The organism is Coriobacteriia bacterium (genome assembly GCA_018368455.1).
GTDB lineage: Bacteria > Actinomycetota > Coriobacteriia > Coriobacteriales > UMGS124 > JAGZEG01.
On the sequence record JAGZEG010000006.1, the window covers coordinates 1 to 16,987 of the forward strand.

Annotated in this window: 12 protein-coding genes and 2 pseudogenes; 1 reads left to right on the top strand and 13 read right to left on the bottom strand. The window is 67.0% G+C overall.

Going from position 1 to position 16,987, the window contains the following annotated elements; genetic code table 11:
- Positions 1 to 119: 119 nt before the first annotated feature.
- The 4 genes from KHZ24_04785 to KHZ24_04800 form a co-directional block, all read right to left on the bottom strand.
- Positions 120 to 764, bottom strand: a complete 645-nt coding sequence (locus tag KHZ24_04785; protein ID MBS5450513.1) for a MarR family transcriptional regulator — start codon at positions 762 to 764, stop codon at positions 120 to 122.
- 165 nt (positions 765 to 929) lie between these two features.
- Positions 930 to 1,214 carry a hypothetical protein gene (locus KHZ24_04790; GenBank protein MBS5450514.1) on the bottom strand — a complete coding sequence of 95 codons (285 nt, stop codon included), beginning with the start codon at positions 1,212 to 1,214 and terminating at the stop codon, positions 930 to 932.
- Between the two features lie 429 nt (positions 1,215 to 1,643).
- Positions 1,644 to 4,103 (bottom strand): 5'-nucleotidase C-terminal domain-containing protein, encoded by a 2,460-nt coding sequence (locus KHZ24_04795; GenBank protein ID MBS5450515.1) that lies wholly within the window; start codon positions 4,101 to 4,103, stop codon positions 1,644 to 1,646.
- Positions 4,104 to 4,414: 311 nt separating this feature from the next.
- Positions 4,415 to 6,079, bottom strand: coding sequence for an FAD-dependent oxidoreductase (locus KHZ24_04800; GenBank protein MBS5450516.1), 1,665 nt, complete (start codon positions 6,077 to 6,079; stop codon positions 4,415 to 4,417).
- Between the two features lie 542 nt (positions 6,080 to 6,621).
- Here KHZ24_04800 and KHZ24_04805 point away from each other — a divergent pair.
- Positions 6,622 to 7,842 carry a hypothetical protein gene (locus KHZ24_04805; GenBank protein MBS5450517.1) on the top strand — a complete coding sequence of 407 codons (1,221 nt, stop codon included), beginning with the start codon at positions 6,622 to 6,624 and terminating at the stop codon, positions 7,840 to 7,842.
- 439 nt (positions 7,843 to 8,281) lie between these two features.
- Here the strand turns inward: KHZ24_04805 and hisE are convergent, their stop codons facing one another.
- The 9 genes and pseudogenes from hisE to KHZ24_04850 all read right to left on the bottom strand — a co-directional run bounded on the left by hisE (position 8,282) and on the right by KHZ24_04850 (position 16,966).
- A complete protein-coding gene (gene hisE, locus KHZ24_04810; GenBank protein ID MBS5450518.1) occupies positions 8,282 to 8,602 on the bottom strand; it encodes a phosphoribosyl-ATP diphosphatase in 321 nt (106 codons plus the stop codon).
- A 261-nt stretch (positions 8,603 to 8,863) separates the two neighbouring features.
- Positions 8,864 to 9,271: a phosphoribosyl-AMP cyclohydrolase gene (gene hisI, locus KHZ24_04815; GenBank protein MBS5450519.1), complete on the bottom strand. Its 408-nt coding sequence runs from the start codon at positions 9,269 to 9,271 to the stop codon at positions 8,864 to 8,866.
- A gap of 231 nt (positions 9,272 to 9,502) precedes the next feature.
- A complete protein-coding gene (gene hisF, locus KHZ24_04820) occupies positions 9,503 to 10,276 on the bottom strand; it encodes an imidazole glycerol phosphate synthase subunit HisF (GenBank protein MBS5450520.1) in 774 nt (257 codons plus the stop codon).
- Between the two features lie 138 nt (positions 10,277 to 10,414).
- Positions 10,415 to 11,158 (bottom strand): 1-(5-phosphoribosyl)-5-((5-phosphoribosylamino)methylideneamino)imidazole-4-carboxamide isomerase, encoded by a 744-nt coding sequence (locus KHZ24_04825; GenBank protein MBS5450521.1) that lies wholly within the window; start codon positions 11,156 to 11,158, stop codon positions 10,415 to 10,417.
- A gap of 37 nt (positions 11,159 to 11,195) precedes the next feature.
- The gene (hisH, locus tag KHZ24_04830) at positions 11,196 to 11,957 is read right to left on the bottom strand and encodes an imidazole glycerol phosphate synthase subunit HisH (protein MBS5450522.1); all 762 of its coding nucleotides are present in this window, start codon (positions 11,955 to 11,957) and stop codon (positions 11,196 to 11,198) included.
- A 116-nt stretch (positions 11,958 to 12,073) separates the two neighbouring features.
- Positions 12,074 to 12,712: an imidazoleglycerol-phosphate dehydratase HisB gene (gene hisB, locus KHZ24_04835; protein ID MBS5450523.1), complete on the bottom strand. Its 639-nt coding sequence runs from the start codon at positions 12,710 to 12,712 to the stop codon at positions 12,074 to 12,076.
- A 4-nt stretch (positions 12,713 to 12,716) separates the two neighbouring features.
- Positions 12,717 to 13,891: pseudogene (gene hisC, locus KHZ24_04840) on the bottom strand (histidinol-phosphate transaminase).
- Entirely contained in the window at positions 13,891 to 15,237 is a 1,347-nt protein-coding gene (gene hisD, locus KHZ24_04845; protein MBS5450524.1) for a histidinol dehydrogenase, read from the bottom strand. Before hisD ends, hisC begins: the two are co-directional and overlap by 1 nt.
- Before the next feature lie 6 nt (positions 15,238 to 15,243).
- A pseudogene (locus KHZ24_04850) lies at positions 15,244 to 16,966 on the bottom strand (ATP phosphoribosyltransferase).
- Between the last annotated feature and the right edge of the window lie 21 nt (positions 16,967 to 16,987).

Genomic DNA, 16,987 nt, shown 5'->3' on the forward strand with positions numbered 1-16,987 from the left:
GTAGCACAATCTGGGGGAGGCGCCACAGTGCGGCAGGTGCAAGGCGCCCGGCGGCGTAGCGTACTGGACGCTACGTAAGCCGCCGGGCAACGCCGCAGATGCCGTGCTGTGGTCGCCTCCTAGCTGCGGTAGCCGTGGAAGTGCTGATAGTCCCCGTGATGATCGTGGTGGCGGCCGTGGCAGCGCGGGCCGCGACCGGGACGGTGCTCATCAGAGCAGGCGTCATCGCCGGCAGCCTCGCGCTCCTGGGCGACGCGCTCCTTCAGAAAGCCGTTGATCTTCGTGAGCACGCGATACAGGTCGCGGCGGTCGGCGTCGTCGAGCACCTCGAGCATCTGCGAGTTGCGAGGCTGCTGCTGAGCGGCACGGCCCTTGTCGGTGATGGCGACGTCCATGGCGCGATGGTCATCGGGGTTGGGCGTACGCGTGACGTAGCCGCCCTCCTCCAGCTTGGACAGCATGCCCGACAGCGACTGCGGGCGAATGCCGATGATGCGCGCCAGCTCGCTCTGGCTAATCTTCTCGACGGACTTCAGGAGTAGCAGCACGCGGCCCTGGCCACTACGCGGATCCGTCGCCGCCTCGTAGTCAGTGCGATGATATGCGCGGCCGCCGTGGCGCATGGAGCAACGACGCACGCCGGCGAACAGCTCGAACAGCTCGTCGTCGGTGGGAACGTGGTTGGCGTCGGCGCAGGGGGCCGGCGCAGCAGCGTTGACGGTCTGGCCACAACCACAGGCGCAGGCCTTCTCGGTATCGGACATGGGAACTCCTCTCAACCTGACCTCCCCGGCTCTCAGCGCTCAGGGGAGGCTCATATATATGAAGGTACCTTACAAATTGAATATAGCACGCTAAGGACGGTGGACCTGCTTCCGCGAAGATACGAAGGTGCCTTCACAATATCGGCGTATGCCCAGTGCGCTCCCCTACAGCCCTGCATCCGCATATCGTTCGAGCACGGACTTGAGTGTGATGCGATTCGCGACGAGCTGGCGATACGTTGCCGTGTGGACACGGCCTTCGACACGCAAGCGCTCTATCTTGGCCAACGCGTCGTCGTACTCAGCTCGCAAGGCTTCGAGGACGTCCTCGTGGCGGCCGAGCCGGTCCAGAAAGGCACTAGATGTGGCATCCGATACCGTCGCGTAAGAGCCATCGGCGCCCCTGCTGGTCAGGCGAGGTGTCGTCCCGGCGGCCATGGTGTCAGGCATGGTTATCTCCTCTATATAATGGACAACCGAAGAATAATCTAGGCTTACTCTGGATGTCCCACGTATGCTGGGATCGGTCAATGGCATCCGCGTGCGGGCAGCGCCTTCCAGATCAGGGAGGTCATGCCTATGGACATATGGGTACAGCTCGTTGTTTTTGCAAGTGCGCTCGTTACGCTTGCGGGAGAGATACTCAAGTTCGTACGCGATACGCGAGGCGAGGGGGCCTTTCAGCAGGCCCCCTCAGCACTTCTCGCGAGCGCGTGGACGGCGTCCACGCCGGGGTCGTTAGCAGCAACTAGCGACCCCTCAGCATAACGGCGCTGTCCGCCCTCACCGCGGACTGCCGTTGGCCTTAGTATAACGCGCGGCGTCTCCAATAGCACCCCACACGCGGAAAACAACGCGAAAGTGGGCGCCGCTCCGGCCCTACGCACCATAAGTAGCACGGATAGCATCAGCCGCAGCGGACGACAGCGGCTCGTCCAGGGTCGCTCCCCTCGCATCAAGCTCCGAACTCAGGGTGGCGCGCATTTGCTCGATATGCGCCCACACAGCCTCCGCGTCCTCCGGGGCGGGCGCCATCGTCACCGTTGGGAACGCGCGCAGATCGTCCTCGACAAGGCCGATGCCCATACGGTTGTCGACATAAGCCTCGGTGGCCGGCTCCATCAGCGCGCGCATGGCCGCAATGCCCAGATCGTTCGACGTTGTCGCGGCTGCATATACCTGGCCCGTCAGCGTATCTGTGACGCCATTGGGATACGCGGAAGCGACGTCGAATATCGAGGAGCTCCGCGCGCCAGAGACGTCCTGGGGCAGCGTCACATTGTCGGAGGTAAACAGGCCATCCAGGTCAGTGCTCGCCTCCGTCTGCCGCACGTACGACACGCCCAAAACACCGTCGCCGTCCACGCCCTCGTACGTAAACGAGACAAAGCCTCGCGGGTCGCACGCGGCGATGCCATGAGGCCCATCCTCAAGCTCAACCTGAACGTAACCGTCGGCGTCGGAGGTCGTCGTCACGCAGGTACTCGCGTCGATGTCGAGCAGGACGTCGGTATCGGGCAGGGGCTCACCCGCCGCGTCGACGAGACGCAGCGTCGCCACCCACGGCGCCGGCTCGTGGCCGCCGTCAAGGATGAGGCGGCCTTTCGTGCCCGCAAGCAGCGGAAGGCAGCGCAACCCGATGCCGCGGCCCAGCACATCGGAGAGCTCGTCCAAATAGCTGCGGATGGCCTCGAGCTCGCCACCGACTTCGGCCACCATCTCGGCGTCGGCCAGCGCCTCGTAGGCATCGCCACCTGCCATGACATAGCTGTTCGATGCCAGGTAGAGCGGCGTCTCGTCGTCATCGAGGTCCACTGAGCCGGCAAGGCCATACACGTAGATGTCCTTGACGCGCTGGCCGACGGGGGCGTTGGGATCGCATGTGACCTCAAAACCTGCGAGCTGCAAGAAGCTGCCGGAGATCTCCTCTTGCAACAGCATGCCACTCTGGCCATCCTGGCCGGCCATCGAAGAAAACGAGGCCTCGAACAGGCTCCGTAGGATCTTGGGGGTGATGCGCTTAACCTGCACGGTGTTCGAGAACGGGAACGCTGTCACGAGGTCGCGCACCGTCACGATGCCGCGGGGCAGCGCAGCCCGGATGCCGCCGCCGTTCGTGACCGCGAGCAACGGCGTGCCATCGTCGAGGCCCGTCTGGGCGAGCAGCGCGCTGGCCCGGTTGATGAAGCACTCGCAGACGAAATCGCCGTAGTTCGTCTCGACCATACGCGTGGGGGCCGCCAGGTCGTTGCCGTCGAGCCAGCCTGCCCACAGCGTCGTCGGGTTGATAGTGAGCTTCTCGGAGAGCATCTCGTCCTGAGTCGCGGCGATGGCCTCGAGATCGGCAGCGACATCGGGGGCGGGAGCGGCCTGGGACGCGACGGCAGCCGGATCGAGCAGCTCCTCGGCAGCAGAAACAGTGCCATCCGAGGCAAACGTCAGCGTAAGCTTGCCGAGCGCAGAGAGGTTGCAGCCGGTTTGAACGACGAGGACACCGTTGACGAGCACGTCTTCGACCGTGTGGCTGTGACCGTCGATAATGGCGGTCAGCCGGAAGGCGGCATCCGGGGAGAGGCTCTGCGCGAGGCCGAGGCCCGTACAGGGGACGGGGCCGTTGCCCAGGTGCGCGAGGCAGACGATGGCGTCGACGCCCTGCATCGCAAGCTCGGCGATCTGCCCTTCGGCAGTGGTGACCTCGTCAGCAAACACGACGTCTCCGAGCGCAGACGGGCTGACCGACCAGGCCGTTGCCTGCGTCGTGAGGCCAAACACGCCGATGCGCCTGCCGCCGCACGTAAGGACGGCGTTGCGGCCAGGGGCCCCGGGGACGTCCGGGCCGGCTACGCCGGCCAGCAGGGGCGCGCCATCTCGCAAAGCGTTGGCGGCGAGAAGCGGGAACGTCGCCGCCTCGGCATTGGCGAGCAGATTGTCGAGACCAAAGTCGAACTCGTGGTTGCCCAGACACATCGCATCGTAGCCGGCAGCGCTCATGAGATCGATGGGAGCCTCGCCCTTCGTGAGCGAGGCAAGCGGGGCTCCCTGCGTGGCGTCGCCGGCATCGAGCAGCAGGCTGTTGGGCGTCGCGGCGCGCAAGCCGGCCACTAGGTCGATACCGACAACGGACTCGCCATCGCCCTGCAGGTAGCCGTGGGTGTCATTCGTATGGAAGATAACGATCTCGTCGGCGGCGGAAGCCTCGGCAGCACGAGCGGGGCCCGAGGAGCCCAAGGCGAAACCCGCGGCTGCGGCACCAGCGGCGCCCACGAACGCGCGACGAGTGAGGCGAGTGACGCCCGCCTCGTAGCGGGCCGGGGCAGATGCAACAGGGATGCGCTCCATGGGAAAGCCTCCATACCTCTCGCGGGGCGCCACCGTGATGCGAGCAGGCGGCGATATTCCTAGCATACACGCCCCGCGATGCGCCCATATCGCAAACCCGCTCCTCTCCGCCGAACGCCAGCCTGCGCGTAACGAGCGCAGCCGGCAACGTCCATAACCCCGCCCGATACACGGGTCGAGCGCCAACGACAGAAGGGGGCGGCACGCGTGCTGAACGCATGCCGTCCCCCGGATCGTCACTTTGGTTCCACACGCTAAGGCAAAGCGGCCTTTCGCTGCAGTGAGCGGGCGATTGAGTCGCGGGACCCCTACTACCTGCCCAGAGCGCTTCGGGCTGAGATGCGCCCGAACGCACAGCACTCAGCAAGGTTGCCGGCCGCCTGGTAAAGCGCGCCCCAGATGGAACCAAACTCGCCGGCGGAATACAGGCCGGGGATAGGCGCGCCAAAAGCGTCAAGCACCTCGCCCTTCGCCGAACGAGCCGGCCCGCCGTTCGTGTTGAGGAAGTGCGGGGCACATCGCACGGCATAGAACGGGGGCGTCACTACCTCGGTCAGCGTGTTAGCAGGACGGTGGAACGCCAGGTCCTCCCCGTCGGCGCAGAATTGGTTCCAGACCGCGACCGTGTTCGCGAGCTCATCGGCAGGCACGCCGCACTGCTCGGCGAGTCCCTCGATGGTGTCGGAAACGTATGCGAAGCCATCTGCCACCGGATCGGCGCTCAGATCGGTTGGCACGGCACCGTTGGCCAGGGCATTCGCGTCAAACACAAACCAAGCGGTCTCCGGCATGCGCATCGGACCCCACTGGCCGCCCCACTGGGTGTATCCGTGACGATACCCGATGTTCACCGTGAGATCGCTGCCCATCGGGTAGAGCCCACCCGAGGTGTTGGCGTCCCAATCCATGTAGAAGCGCTGGCCGTTCATGCCGACCGTTATGCCGCGATCCTTTGTATAGTTGCCCGGACCCGACCCCTCGCCGGGGCCGAACTGCAGGAAGCGCGTGTTGTCAAGGCTGCGCGTCGTCTCCCAGAAGCCGGACACGCAATGCATGTGCCACATGCCGGCGCCAACCTTAGCGCAGGCACGATGGCCATCACCGGTGTTGCCCATCCCCGCGGCTGGGAACGCACCCTTAACGCCGGTGCTGTCGAACAGCATCCCCGGGTCGCTCTCGAAGCCTCCACAGCACATGACAACGCCCTTGTTCGCCTTGAAGCGCCTGCCGTCCTCCACGATGAGCCCGATAACGGCGCCGTCGCCGTCCGTGACGAGCTCCGACATCGGGGTCGCGGGCTGATAGTCGATGACGTCAGAGCGCGTCTCGACGTAGTTCATCAGGAAGTCGCAGATGTTCGTGAAGCCGGACACCCCTCCCGCGCCCGTGAATGCCATGAAGCCCCACCCGCCGATGTTCTCAAGCTCGGGGTACTCGGGACTCATCGCAGCGACGGCCGGGTTTGCCTGGCGAGCCTCCTCCGGCCAGAGCTCAGGCCCACCCGTCATGAAGTCGGCCTCAGGAGCGCCCAGCGTTTCGACCATCCACGAATAGTTCTTGCTCGACTCGTCGCAGAAGGCGCGAAGAACATCCTCAGGCGTGCTGTCAGTACCCTCCTGCAGCGCATTCATGTAGACCATAGCGTCGTCGGGATCCCCGATGACCGAGATCATGCCAAACGCGAACTTCGAGTTTCCAATGGGCGTTTCGCCCTTCTCGAGCAACAGGCAGGTCGCGCCATTGCCTTCGGCAGCGACGGTCGCGGCAGCCGTAAGCCCCGCAAGACCAGCACCCACGACGATGACGTCGTACTCTCCGTCCCAGGCACCGTCCGCGGACGCCGAAGCGGACGTCGCCCCCTCGCCGGCGAATGCCGCAGGTGCTGCGCCGAGAACGCCGGCTGCCGCAACTGCTCCAGCCGCCCCCAGGAAGGTGCGGCGCGTGGGATCTTGACGCTGTGTGGCAATCCTACTCATGAGATACCCCCTGTCGTGTAGCCGTGTCCCGTGCGGCGCGGCTCGTCTGACATATCGGCGGCGCCATCTGGCGTAGCCGATGTCAACGGTGCCCGCATCAGGCGATTTTGGCGAGCCACGAAGAGGGGCAGGGGCATGCCACGAACCGGGGGAGGCGATTGTTTTCGCAGGTGGTTGCATATGCGAATTGGGTCAGTGACGGGCCGTCACACGAGATGGGCTATCGGCAAGCCACGTGCGTGTGGAAAGAAAGAGGGATACGGAGCGTATAATCAGCCCACATGGAGACGACGGAATTGGACGCGCCCGCATCGGGAGCGCCCCTCTCATGGGTTGGGCTAAACACGCAGTGTGGCCGGGCGCTCTTCTGCGCAGGCGCGCTGCTGCTCACGTGGATCTACACCATCAATCTCGCAAACACGGAGCTGCCCCCGGGTGTCCCGTGGCAACAGGTCTACCTCTTTCTCCTCCCAACCCTCGCGCTTGGTGCGGTGTTCTCGTCACGCCTATCCTTGCCGCGCGGGCCCATAAGTGGGGCGGGTATGGCCGTGGGAGCCTTTGCCACGCTCGTCGCAACGCTCGGAAGCGTCATCATCGCCCTGCCCAACTTCCCCTGGCCGCTCGACCGGCCCGCGATGGCGTATATGGCAATGGCGTTCACGGGGCTTGGCGCCGGCTGGATGTACCTGCGATGGGGCGCTCTGTGCGCGCAGGTTCCCCTCGAACAAGGAATGAGAAGCTTGTTGACGGGCCTGGCGTGCGGCATTGCGCTCAAGCGTCTACTCGAGCTGTTTCCGCCCGAAGTATCGCTTCTGGCGTGCGCGGCCTTTCCCGCCATACTGTTCGTCGTGCTCGTGGCGACGTTGCGCAATGGCCGGAAAGAGTGGGATGCTCCCGCTGCGGGCGCCGCCGCGCATCCCCACGTTACACCGTCGGTCTCGGAGCTCGTCGCATCCCGGGGCGAGGCGCAGGATGCCGCGCGCATCGTCGTCTGCCTCGCCCTGCTCGGAAGCGTCGACGCCGTGTGCACGCTGGGGTTCACGGGCGTCCCGAGCGGCGGCATCCTGTCAGCCCTTGCCAGCTTGTTCTCCATCGGTATCGTTCTCCTGGTGCTCTACATCGCCTTCTTTCGCAAGGGGTCGTTCACGCTCGGGACGCTGTGGAAAGTCGTATGCCCCCTGCTGGCACTGGCGCTGGCATCAAGCATGTTTGGTGCACCTGATGTGGCCCAGTCCATCATGGTGACGACGTACAGCCTCATCGTGCAGTTCACGTGGCTGGTCATCACCGATGCAAGCCGGCGGCTCCGGCTGCACCCCCATGTGGCGTTCGCCTTGGGCTGGAGCGTCTACGCCCTCGTCGGATGGGCCGTTGTTCCCCTTGGCGAGGCACTGTTGGGGTCAGGCGTATCGCTGCAGCAGGTGCTTGTGGTGGCAACGGGCATCGCCCTCGCGGCGATGCTGCTACTTGAGATTCGCCCGGAAGCTCAGACCCAGCGGCTGTTCTCCGAGGTGGTTGGCCCCGCTCCGGAACCATCGGACTACCCGAGCATCGACGCGCGCTGCCATGAGCTCGGCACGGCCTGCGGCCTGACGCCGCGCGAGATAGAGGTCATGCAGCTCATCTGCAAGGGGCGCAGCAAAACAGCCATCGCCGAGACGCTGGCGCTCACGGAGAACACCGTGCGCGGCCACGCCAAGAACCTCTATCGCAAGCTCGGCGTCCATAGCAAGACCGAGCTGCAAAAGCTCGTAGGGCTGTAAGAGCAAGCGGATACGGCGGTGCGAAGTCTCCCTCACGGGGTGCGAGACTTTACCGCAGAGTGTGAGGCCCCCACTCGTAGGGCGCTTCTTGCGGTTGTGCGGGGTTTTGCAAAACTGAAGGCTGGAAATTGGCGCGATTGACGGTTATGCGAGGTTTGCGCGGCCATCTGAATGCCTGTGCTGCGGGTAATGTGCAACCCCCAAATCGCCTACCTGCGGTTTTCTGGGAAGCGACAATCTTTCGTAATCGCAGCACCCGCCGCAAACCTCGCATAACCGAAATATGAGCCCAATTTGGGAGCGGCGTTTTGCAAGACCTGGCATAACCGCATTTTGCGCCCGATCGGATGCGGCTGCGGGGTCGTTTCATTAAACGCGCTTGGCACCCCTGCAAGCACGGGCAACCCGCCAATGCGCAACGTAGCTAGCCTGCCCGGCCTTACTCCGTCATGCGGGCGTTGAGCTCGCCGGCGAGCTCCTGCGGCGTGATGCCCCAGCGCTCGCAGACGACGAGCAGGTGGTAGACCACATCGGCGCACTCGTAGCGGATGTGGTCGTGGTCGGCGTCCTTGCAGGCCATGACAACCTCGCACGACTCCTCGACGAGCTTCTTGAGCGGCTTGTCCTCGGGCCCGTCGAGCAGGCGCTTCGTGTAGCTGGCCTCGGGCGTCGAGCTGCGACGCCCGGCGATGATGCCCGCGAGCTTGTCGATGGTCTGCCCCAGGTCGCCAGGCTTAACGTTTGCGGTGCGCTCTCCCATGAGAGGCTTCCTTTCTACGACATGGCGCCACGCGTTCTGCAGGAAATACGATCCTGCAGCAGAGCGAGGCGCGTCCTGTTGGGAATCGTACGTTTCGGGGACAGGAAACGGGCTCGTGTATGGGCGCGCCGGCTCGATCTCCGCGCGCCCGGTCCTTCCGCCGGGAAAAGACCGGGTCAGCGAAGAGATGAATTCCGGCGAGGAAGATAGGCAGTACACGACTCGACTTCCTGGCCAGATTACTCCTTCGCGAGCGCGAAACTACGCCTGCGGGCTCGGCCCGACCGCATCCCCGAGGGCAACTTCGCGATAGAAGCAGCTGCGATGACCCGTATGGCAGGCCGGGCCCGGCGAATCCACAATGAGCAGGATCGTGTCGGCATCGCAGTCGTACAGCACGCGATGGACCTGCTGCACGTTGCCACTCGTGGCCCCCTTGTTCCAAAGCTCCCGGCGCGAGCGCGACCAGAACCAGCTCGTGCGCGTCTCCAGCGTCAGCGCGAGCGACTCGGCGTTCATCCACGCCATCATGAGGACCTCGCCCGAACCCTCTTGCTGCACGATAGCCGGCACGAGTCCCCGCTCGTCGAAGCGGACGCCGAGGGCCAGCGCGGCTTCGGCGCCATTCAAATGAACAAGCTCGGTTGGCTCACTTGCGTAGGATGGCATGGCGGTCCCCTCTCTCGAACGCATCTCATGCTCGGTCGGTCGCCGGCCGCCCTGTAATCCGGCGCTCAGACAGTCCTCGTACCGCCCGGCAAAGAACGCGCCGGACACTGCGGAACTCGCGGCGGACCACAGAGCCACCGTCGGCCTCGCGCATAGAGGGCGGAACCCCCGTCGTGGCGTCTCAGGGCGAGGCGCTGCGCTGTCGCCCCGGGAAGGAGGGCAAAGAGTTCGTTACCCCTCGAAGACGGGGCGCACGGGGATGCCTTGCGCAGCGAGGTACTCCTTGACCTGGCGAATCGTGTACGTTCCGAAGTGGAACACGCTCGCCGCGAGCACGGCGTCGGCCTCGCCCTCGACGATACCCTCGGCGAAGTGCTCGAGCGATCCCACGCCGCCCGACGCGATGACGGGGATGGGCACGGCGCGCGCCACCGCCCGGGTCAGCGCCAGGTCGAAGCCGTCCTGCGTGCCGTCGCGGTCCATGCTTGTGAGCAGGATCTCGCCCGCACCGCGACGTGCCGCCTCCTCGGCCCAGCTCACAGCGTCGTAGCCCGTGGCCGTGCGCCCTCCTGCGACGTAGACCTCCCACTTGTCGCCCGGCCCCACGTGGCGCGCGTCGATGGCGCAGATGACGGCCTGGCTGCCGAATGCCGCCGCGCATCGGGTGATGAGCGAGGGGTCCTTGACGGCCGCCGAGTTAAGCGAGCACTTGTCGGCGCCGGCGGCCACCATGGCGCGCATGCCAGCAACGTCGCGGAAACCGCCCCCCACCGCGTAGGGGATGCGCACCTGACGAGCCGCACGCGACGCCATGTCGATCGTCGTGGAGCGGTTGTCGCTCGTCGCCGTGATGTCGAGAAAGATGACCTCGTCAGCGCCCTCTCGGTCGTAGTAGCTCGCAAGCTCGACCGGGTCGCCGGCGTCGCGCAGGTTCACGAAGTTGACACCCTTGACGACGCGACCGTCCTTGACGTCCATGCAGGGAATGACACGTTTGGTGAGCAAAGCCCCTCCTCACGAGATAGCGAACCGAGCCGAGACATCCGTTCCGCCACGCGCCGACGCAGCGCAGCAGGCACAGGGCGTCGAGAGGCGACGCGTATGGAAATACGCGAGCCCCTCGAGAACGCAGCAAATGCCGTGCTACACCGGCGCGCGTGCGGACGCGAGCGCCTCTTCGAGCGTAAACGCCCCTTCATACAGAGCGCGGCCCGTGATGGCGCCCTCCACGACGGAGGGATCCAGCGCGGCAAGCGCTTCGATGTCAGCGAGGCTCGCGATGCCACCGCTCGCGACAACGGGGAAGCCCGCCACCTGCGCGATATGCTCGTACACCGCCGTGTTGACGCCCGTCTGCATACCGTCGCGCGCGATGTCCGTAAATACGAGGTGTGTGAATCCCATACCCGCCAGCTCGCCCACGAGGTCGTCGGCTCGCACGCGGGCATCTTCGCGCCAGCCGTTGACGGCCACCTCGCCGTCGCGGGCGGCGACGTCAGCCACGAGCAGCTCGCCAAAGCGCTCGGCCGCCTGGCGCGCAAACGCCCGGTCGCGCACGAGGATCGTCCCGAGCGCGATGCGTCGGGCTCCGTAGCTCGCCAGCTGCTCGATGCGCCCGAGCGAGCGCACGCCTCCGCCGACATCGACCGACAGCCCATCGACCTCGCAGATGCCCCGGATGGCCGCGTCGTTGGCAGCGCGGGCCGCGTCGTCCTCCTCGAACGCTGCGGAGAGGTCGACGACGTGCACCCACGTCGCCCCACGCGCCGCGAAGTCGCGCGCCACAGCCACGGGATCGCTTGCGTACACGTCCATCTGCGAGCGCTCGCCGCGACGCAGACGCACGACCTGGCCGGCCACAAGATCTATGGCGGGAAACAGGATCATCGCACCCCTCCCTTCACGTCGGAGCAGGAAAGCGTCGTCACAGCGTGCCGCCCAGGTCAACGCCCGCGGCAGCCGCAGCGCTCATCATCGCCTGCGCTGCCGCCAGCTCAGCCGGGTCGATACCCAGCTCGCGCGCGACGACGCCCGCAAAGTTCGCCAGCACGAGCGCACCGGCCCCCGAGGACTTCTCGGGATGGAACTGCACGCCGAACGTGTTGCCGCCGTTCCATACGGCGCTCGCGAAGCGCTGGCCGTGCTCCGTCGTGCCCACGACACGATCAGCATCGCGCGGGACGCACACGTAGGAGTGCGTGAAGTAGAAGAACGTGCCGTCCTCGACGCCCTCAAACAACGGGCAGCTGCGAGCGACGCCCGTGAGCTCGACGGAGTTCCATCCCACGTGCGGCACCTTCACGCCGTTCATACCGCGCAGGCGCTCGACGTCGCCCTGCATGAGCGCAAGGCCGGGCGTCCACGGGACGTCCTCGCCGGGTGCTGGCGGCTGGGCGTGCTCGTTACCGCGATCGAACAGCAGCTGCATGCCCAGGCAGATGCCCAGGATGGGCGTACCCGCGCGAGAGAGATCCCACAGGACGTCCGCCTGACCAGACGCCCGCATGAACGCCATGGCGTCGTCGAACGCGCCCACACCCGGCACGACGGCACCCGCAGCACCTGCAATGACAGCCGGGTCGTCGCTCACGCGCACCCGGACGCCCGCCGCGGCCAGACCTCGCTCGACAGACAGCAGGTTGCCCTTGTGGTAGTCGACGACGGCCACGTACGCGTCGGCAGGCATCCAGGGACGCTCCGCCTCGACAGCTCGGGCAAGCGTCGGCGCCTCGCCCACGCCGTACGCCGCGATCTCGTCCGCCCCGGCGATGACGATGCCCGGAACGCCCCCCACCGGCGCCATTAGAGGCTCCCCTTCGTGGAGGGTACGCCCGTGACGCGCGGATCGAGCCGCGTGGCCATCATGAGCGCGCGGGCAAGGGCCTTGAACGCTCCCTCGATGATGTGATGCGAGTTCTCGCCGGCCAGCAGGCGCACGTGTAGCGTGATGCCCGCGTTAGCAGCGAAGGCGATGAGAAATTCCTTGACGAGCTGCGTGTCGAACGTTCCGACGCACTGCGTGGGGATGGGCAGGTCGACGTGAGCGGCCCCGCGCCCCGAGATGTCGATGGCGCACAGCACGAGCGCCTCGTCCATCGGAACGACGGCCTGGCCGTAGCGTGCGATACCCTTTGCGTCGCCGAGCGCCTGGCGGACGGCCGTGCCGAGCACGATGCCAACGTCTTCGACCGTGTGATGGTCGTCGACCTGAACGTCGCCCGTGGCCTGTACCGTCAGCCCGAACAGCCCGTGACGACCCAGCGCGTCGAGCATGTGGTCGAGGAAGGGCACACACGTGTCGACGTCGGCCGCCCCGTCGCCGTCGAGGTCGAGGTGCACGAGGACGTCCGTCTCCTTCGTGACGCGATGCACCTCGGCGATGCGATGGACCTGCTCCGGGACGGCGCACGCCCCGAGCGCCTCTTTGTCTTCTGTGGTCATCGGCCTACTCCTTTGCCGTCATCGGCGCCTGCGAGGCGACCGCGGGAACGCCGGAAGCCTCGGCAGCTGACAGCCCCAGTATCTCACGCAGGCGCGTGAGAAGCTCGTCCGTTTCGGCAGGCATGCCCACGCTGATACGCAGACAACCGGCCAGCCCCGCCGCATGCGAGAAGTTACGCACGAGCACGGACGCGTCGGCCAGACGGTCATGCGCCTCGTCGGCACTCGGAAGGCTCCCGTCAGCGGGCAGGCGCACGAGCACGAAGTTCGCCTCAGAGTCGTACACGTCGACGTGCCCGCGTCCGGCAGCGGCCAGCTCGTCAGCAAGTCCCCGCAGCAGGGCCGTCATGCGGGCGCGCTCCGCCACGATGGCGTTGACGATCGGCCGCAGTTCGTCGGCATGCTCGAGCACGACCTCGGCCGCCGCCTGCGAGAACCGGTTGACCGAATAGGGCTGCGCACGGCGAGCAACCCGTCGGCCACGGCGTCGCCGCAGATGACGTAGCCCACGCGGGCGCCGGCCAGCGCATACGCCTTCGACAGCGTCCGCAGCACGCAGACGTTGGGCAGCTCGGCGACGAGCGGCACGCAGCTTGCGGCCGGGTCGCAGAACTCTCCGTACGCCTCGTCCACGACGATGAGCGCGTCAGTGGCCTCGGCGAGCGCCCGCACGAAGCCGACGCGCTCCAGGTTGCCCGAGGGGTTGTTCGGCGACGTCAGCACGACAACGGCGGTGTTGCTCTGCTGCGCAGCGGCCAGCACGGCCTGCTCGTCCACGGAGAAGTCGGGGCGGCGCGGCACGTCGACGACCGGCGTCATCGTGAGCCGGGCGTACATGTCGTAGGCGGAGAACGTCGGCGGGCAGTTCACGAGCGCCCGGCCCGGCCCGCCAAAGCCGAGCAGCAGGTTGAAGATGAGCTCGTCACCGCCGTTGCCCACGACGACGTTGCGCTCCCCGACGCCCCACTTCCGCGCGAGCAGCCGGCGCACGCCCGGCGCCGTCGCGTCGGGATAGCGGTTCGTCGGCACGGTTTCCAGGCGGCGAGCCAGCTCGTCGCGCACGGGGGCGGGCAGGCCGTAGTTGTTCTCGTTGGCCGAGAGCATGATGCGCACGGGGCGCATGTCGGGGTCGTATGGCTCCAGGCCCACGAGGTCGGGGCGCAGCTGCGTGCCGTCCATCAGCGCCCGCCCTCGCAGCCGCACTCCTGAGCTGCGGTCTGGGCGAGCTGGTCGGCGCGTACCTCGCGGCGCATAGCGGCCGAGCGAGCGTGCGACCACAGGCCCTCGGCACTCGCCAGCGTCACGACGGCGTCGCAGTCGGCCTCGAGGCCCTCGTAGGAGTAGCAGATAACCGACGACTTCTTGACGAACTGCTCGACAGACAGCGGACTGGAGAACTTCGCGGTGCCGCCGGTAGGCAGCGTGTGGTTCGGGCCGGCCACATAATCGCCCAGCGGCTCGGAGCTCCATGTGCCCACGAAGATGGCGCCGGCGTTCTTGATGCGACCGAGCAGCTCCATGCCACCGGCCATCTGGACCTCGAGGTGCTCGGGGGCGATGGCGTTCACGGCGTCGATCGCCTGCTGGACGTCGGCGCACACGACGATGACGCCCTTGTTCGTGAGCGACGCCTCGGTGACCTCGCGACGAGGGGTCTGCGCGAGGTACTCCTCGATGTTGGCGAGAACGGCCTGCGGCAGGTCGGGGTCGGTCGTCACGAGGTAGCACGTCGCCAGCGGGTCGTGCTCGGCCTGCGCCATGAGGTCGATGGCGACGAGGCGCGGCTCGGCCGTCTCGTCGGCCAGCACGCAGACCTCGGAGGGGCCGGCCACCATGTCGATACCCACGTCGCCCGAGACGAGGCGCTTCGCCGCGGCCACGTAGGCGTTGCCCGGGCCGGTGATCTTGCTGACGCGCGGGATGGAGGCCGTGCCGTACGCCAGCGCCGCGATAGCCTGGGCGCCGCCGACCGTGTAGATCTCGTCCACGCCGGCAACCTTGGCGGCGCACAGCGTGTAGGGAGACAGCGCCCCGCCGTCTGCCTGCGGCGGCGTCACCATGACGATGCGCTCGACGCCGGCGACCTTCGCGGGGATGGCGTTCATGAGCACGGTGGAGGGGTACTGCGCGCGGCCGCCGGGCACGTAGATGCCCACGCTCTCGAGCGGCGTGACCTTCTGGCCGAGGATCGTGCCGTCGGGGCGCGTCATGAACCAGCTCTGCTGGACCTCGCGCTCATGGAAGTCACGGATCTGGCGTGCGGCCTTCTCGCAGGCGGCAAGGAACTCCGGGTCGACCTGGTCGGGATCGCATGCGCGGTCGAGCACCTCGGCCGGCACGCGGAAGTCGGCGAGGTCAACGCGGTCGAAGCGCTTCTCGTAATCGCGCACGGCCTCGTCGCCGCCGGCGCGTACCGTGTCGACGATCTGGGCGGCCGACGCCATGACCTCGGCAGGCAGGGCGCCGGCGCGGGAGATCATCTCGTCGGTAAGGCGCTCGCCGGGCTGTAGCACGATGTTCTTCATTTCGGGTTACCCCTCTTTCTTCTCGGCCGCGGCGAGTTCGAGCCGGTGGGCCATCTCATAGACGCGCGGGTTCGTACGGGCACTGGCCGGGTTTGCGAAGAAGCGTGCCGTGCAGCGCATGACCTCGTCGACGATGACGAGGTTGTTCTCGCGCAGCGTCGTGCCCGTAGCCGTGATATCGATGATGCGGTCGGCCATGCCCACGAGCGGCGCGAGCTCGATGTTGCCGTGAAACTTGAGGATGTCGGCCGTCACGCCGATGCGGCTGTAGTAGGCGCGCGTGATGCGCGGGTACTTCGTCGCGACGCGGATAGCACCGAGGCGGCGGTAGTTCTCCTCGGCACGCCCCTTGGCGGCAGCGGGCTCGGCCACGACAAAACGGCAGTCCCCGTAGTGCAGGTCGGCAAGCTCGAGCACGTCAAGATCGGCCTCGAACAGCGAGTCCTTGCCGCAGATGCCGCAGTCCGCGCCACCGAACGCCACGAAGGCCGGGGCGTCGGTCGGGCGCACGATGATGTACTCGACGTCGTCGGGGCCGGAGATGATGAGCTGGCGGCCGGGATCCTCAAGCCGCCTGACATCCAGGCCCGCGCGGGAGAGCAGGTCGAGGGCGCCGGCGTAGAGCGAGCCCTTCGAGACGGCGACGCGCAGGGGGCGACGGAGGAGGGCCGCGGGGGCTTCGCGGGAGGTGGGGGCTTCCTCCGCGGTCCGCGACGGAGACGCGCAGTCGAGAGCCGTCTGGAGGGCGTCGAGTGACAGGGCAAAGCCGGCGGCGGGGCGAGCGGCGCCGTAGCGCTCAAACACGCGGTCATAACGGCCGCCGCTGCCCAGGCAGGCGCCCAAGCCCGGCAGATACGCTGCGAACACGACGCCGGTGTAGTAGCCGAACGAGCCGGTCAGCGAGAAGTCAACCGCCAGCGTACCGCCCGTCGCGCAGGGCTGCGCCGCATCGAGCAGGGAGGCCAGCTCGTCGAGGCCGAAGAGGTCGGGCGCTGCGTCGCCAGGAGTGCTCGCCAACAGCGGGGCGCAAGGCTCGACCAGCTGGCGGGCGGCGTCGATCGCCTCGCGACCGCCGTGGACGCGCGGCAGGCCGCGTAGGGCGCGTCGCAGCTCAGGCGCCAGCGCGTCGCCAGCCTCGTCCACGAGGGCGTCGAGCCCCACGAGGTCGTTGGCCCGACAGGCCGCCCAGGCGCCGGCTCGCCAGTCGGCGTCCATCCCACAGGCCGACAGCAGCGTCTCGAACGGACGCACGCTCCCCAGCGCGATGACGTACCCGCTCAGGCCCGCGGCGTCCAGGGCACCCGCGGCCAGAGAGAGCACCTCGGCGTCGGCCTGCGCACCGGACTGGCCGATAAGCTCGATGCCGAGCTTGTGTGAACTGGCGGGCCTGGCCGCGCAGGGCGTCGCGCTCACAGAAGACCGGCGCGGCATAGCGCAGGCGAAACGGGCCAGCCTGGCCGCGCAGGCGCGACGAGACGAGCCGTGCGATGGGCAGCGTGACGTCAGGGCGCAGCATGAGCTGGTGGCCATCACCGTCGAACAGGCGAAACGTCGTCTCGGGCGCGGCGTCAGCGTTCGTGAGCAGGTCACGTTCCTCGAGCACTGGCGTCTCGACCGGCAGGTAACCCGCGTCAGCGAAGCAGCCCGAGACGGCGGACACGATACGCTCGCGCCACAGCGCCTCCTCAGGCAGAACGTCGCGCATGCCGCGCGGTGTCGTTAGCGTCACAGCAGATCTCCCTCATAAGGT

Bases quoted from the DNA above. Each gene is read 5' to 3' on its own strand.
- KHZ24_04785 (MBS5450513.1), bottom strand. From the start codon at position 764: ATGTCCGATACCGAGAAGGCCTGCGCCTGTGGTTGTGGCCAGACCGTC.
- hisD (MBS5450524.1), bottom strand. From the start codon at position 15,237: ATGAAGAACATCGTGCTACAGCCCGGCGAGCGCCTTACCGACGAGATG.
- KHZ24_04805 (MBS5450517.1), top strand. From the start codon at position 6,622: ATGGCCGTGGGAGCCTTTGCCACGCTCGTCGCAACGCTCGGAAGCGTC.
- hisE (MBS5450518.1), bottom strand. From the start codon at position 8,602: ATGGGAGAGCGCACCGCAAACGTTAAGCCTGGCGACCTGGGGCAGACC.
- hisI (MBS5450519.1), bottom strand. From the start codon at position 9,271: ATGCCATCCTACGCAAGTGAGCCAACCGAGCTTGTTCATTTGAATGGC.
- hisB (MBS5450523.1), bottom strand. From the start codon at position 12,712: ATGACCACAGAAGACAAAGAGGCGCTCGGGGCGTGCGCCGTCCCGGAG.
- hisH (MBS5450522.1), bottom strand. From the start codon at position 11,957: ATGCCTGCCGACGCGTACGTGGCCGTCGTCGACTACCACAAGGGCAAC.
- KHZ24_04790 (MBS5450514.1), bottom strand. From the start codon at position 1,214: ATGCCTGACACCATGGCCGCCGGGACGACACCTCGCCTGACCAGCAGG.
- KHZ24_04800 (MBS5450516.1), bottom strand. From the start codon at position 6,079: ATGAGTAGGATTGCCACACAGCGTCAAGATCCCACGCGCCGCACCTTC.
- KHZ24_04795 (MBS5450515.1), bottom strand. From the start codon at position 4,103: ATGGAGCGCATCCCTGTTGCATCTGCCCCGGCCCGCTACGAGGCGGGC.
- KHZ24_04825 (MBS5450521.1), bottom strand. From the start codon at position 11,158: ATGATCCTGTTTCCCGCCATAGATCTTGTGGCCGGCCAGGTCGTGCGT.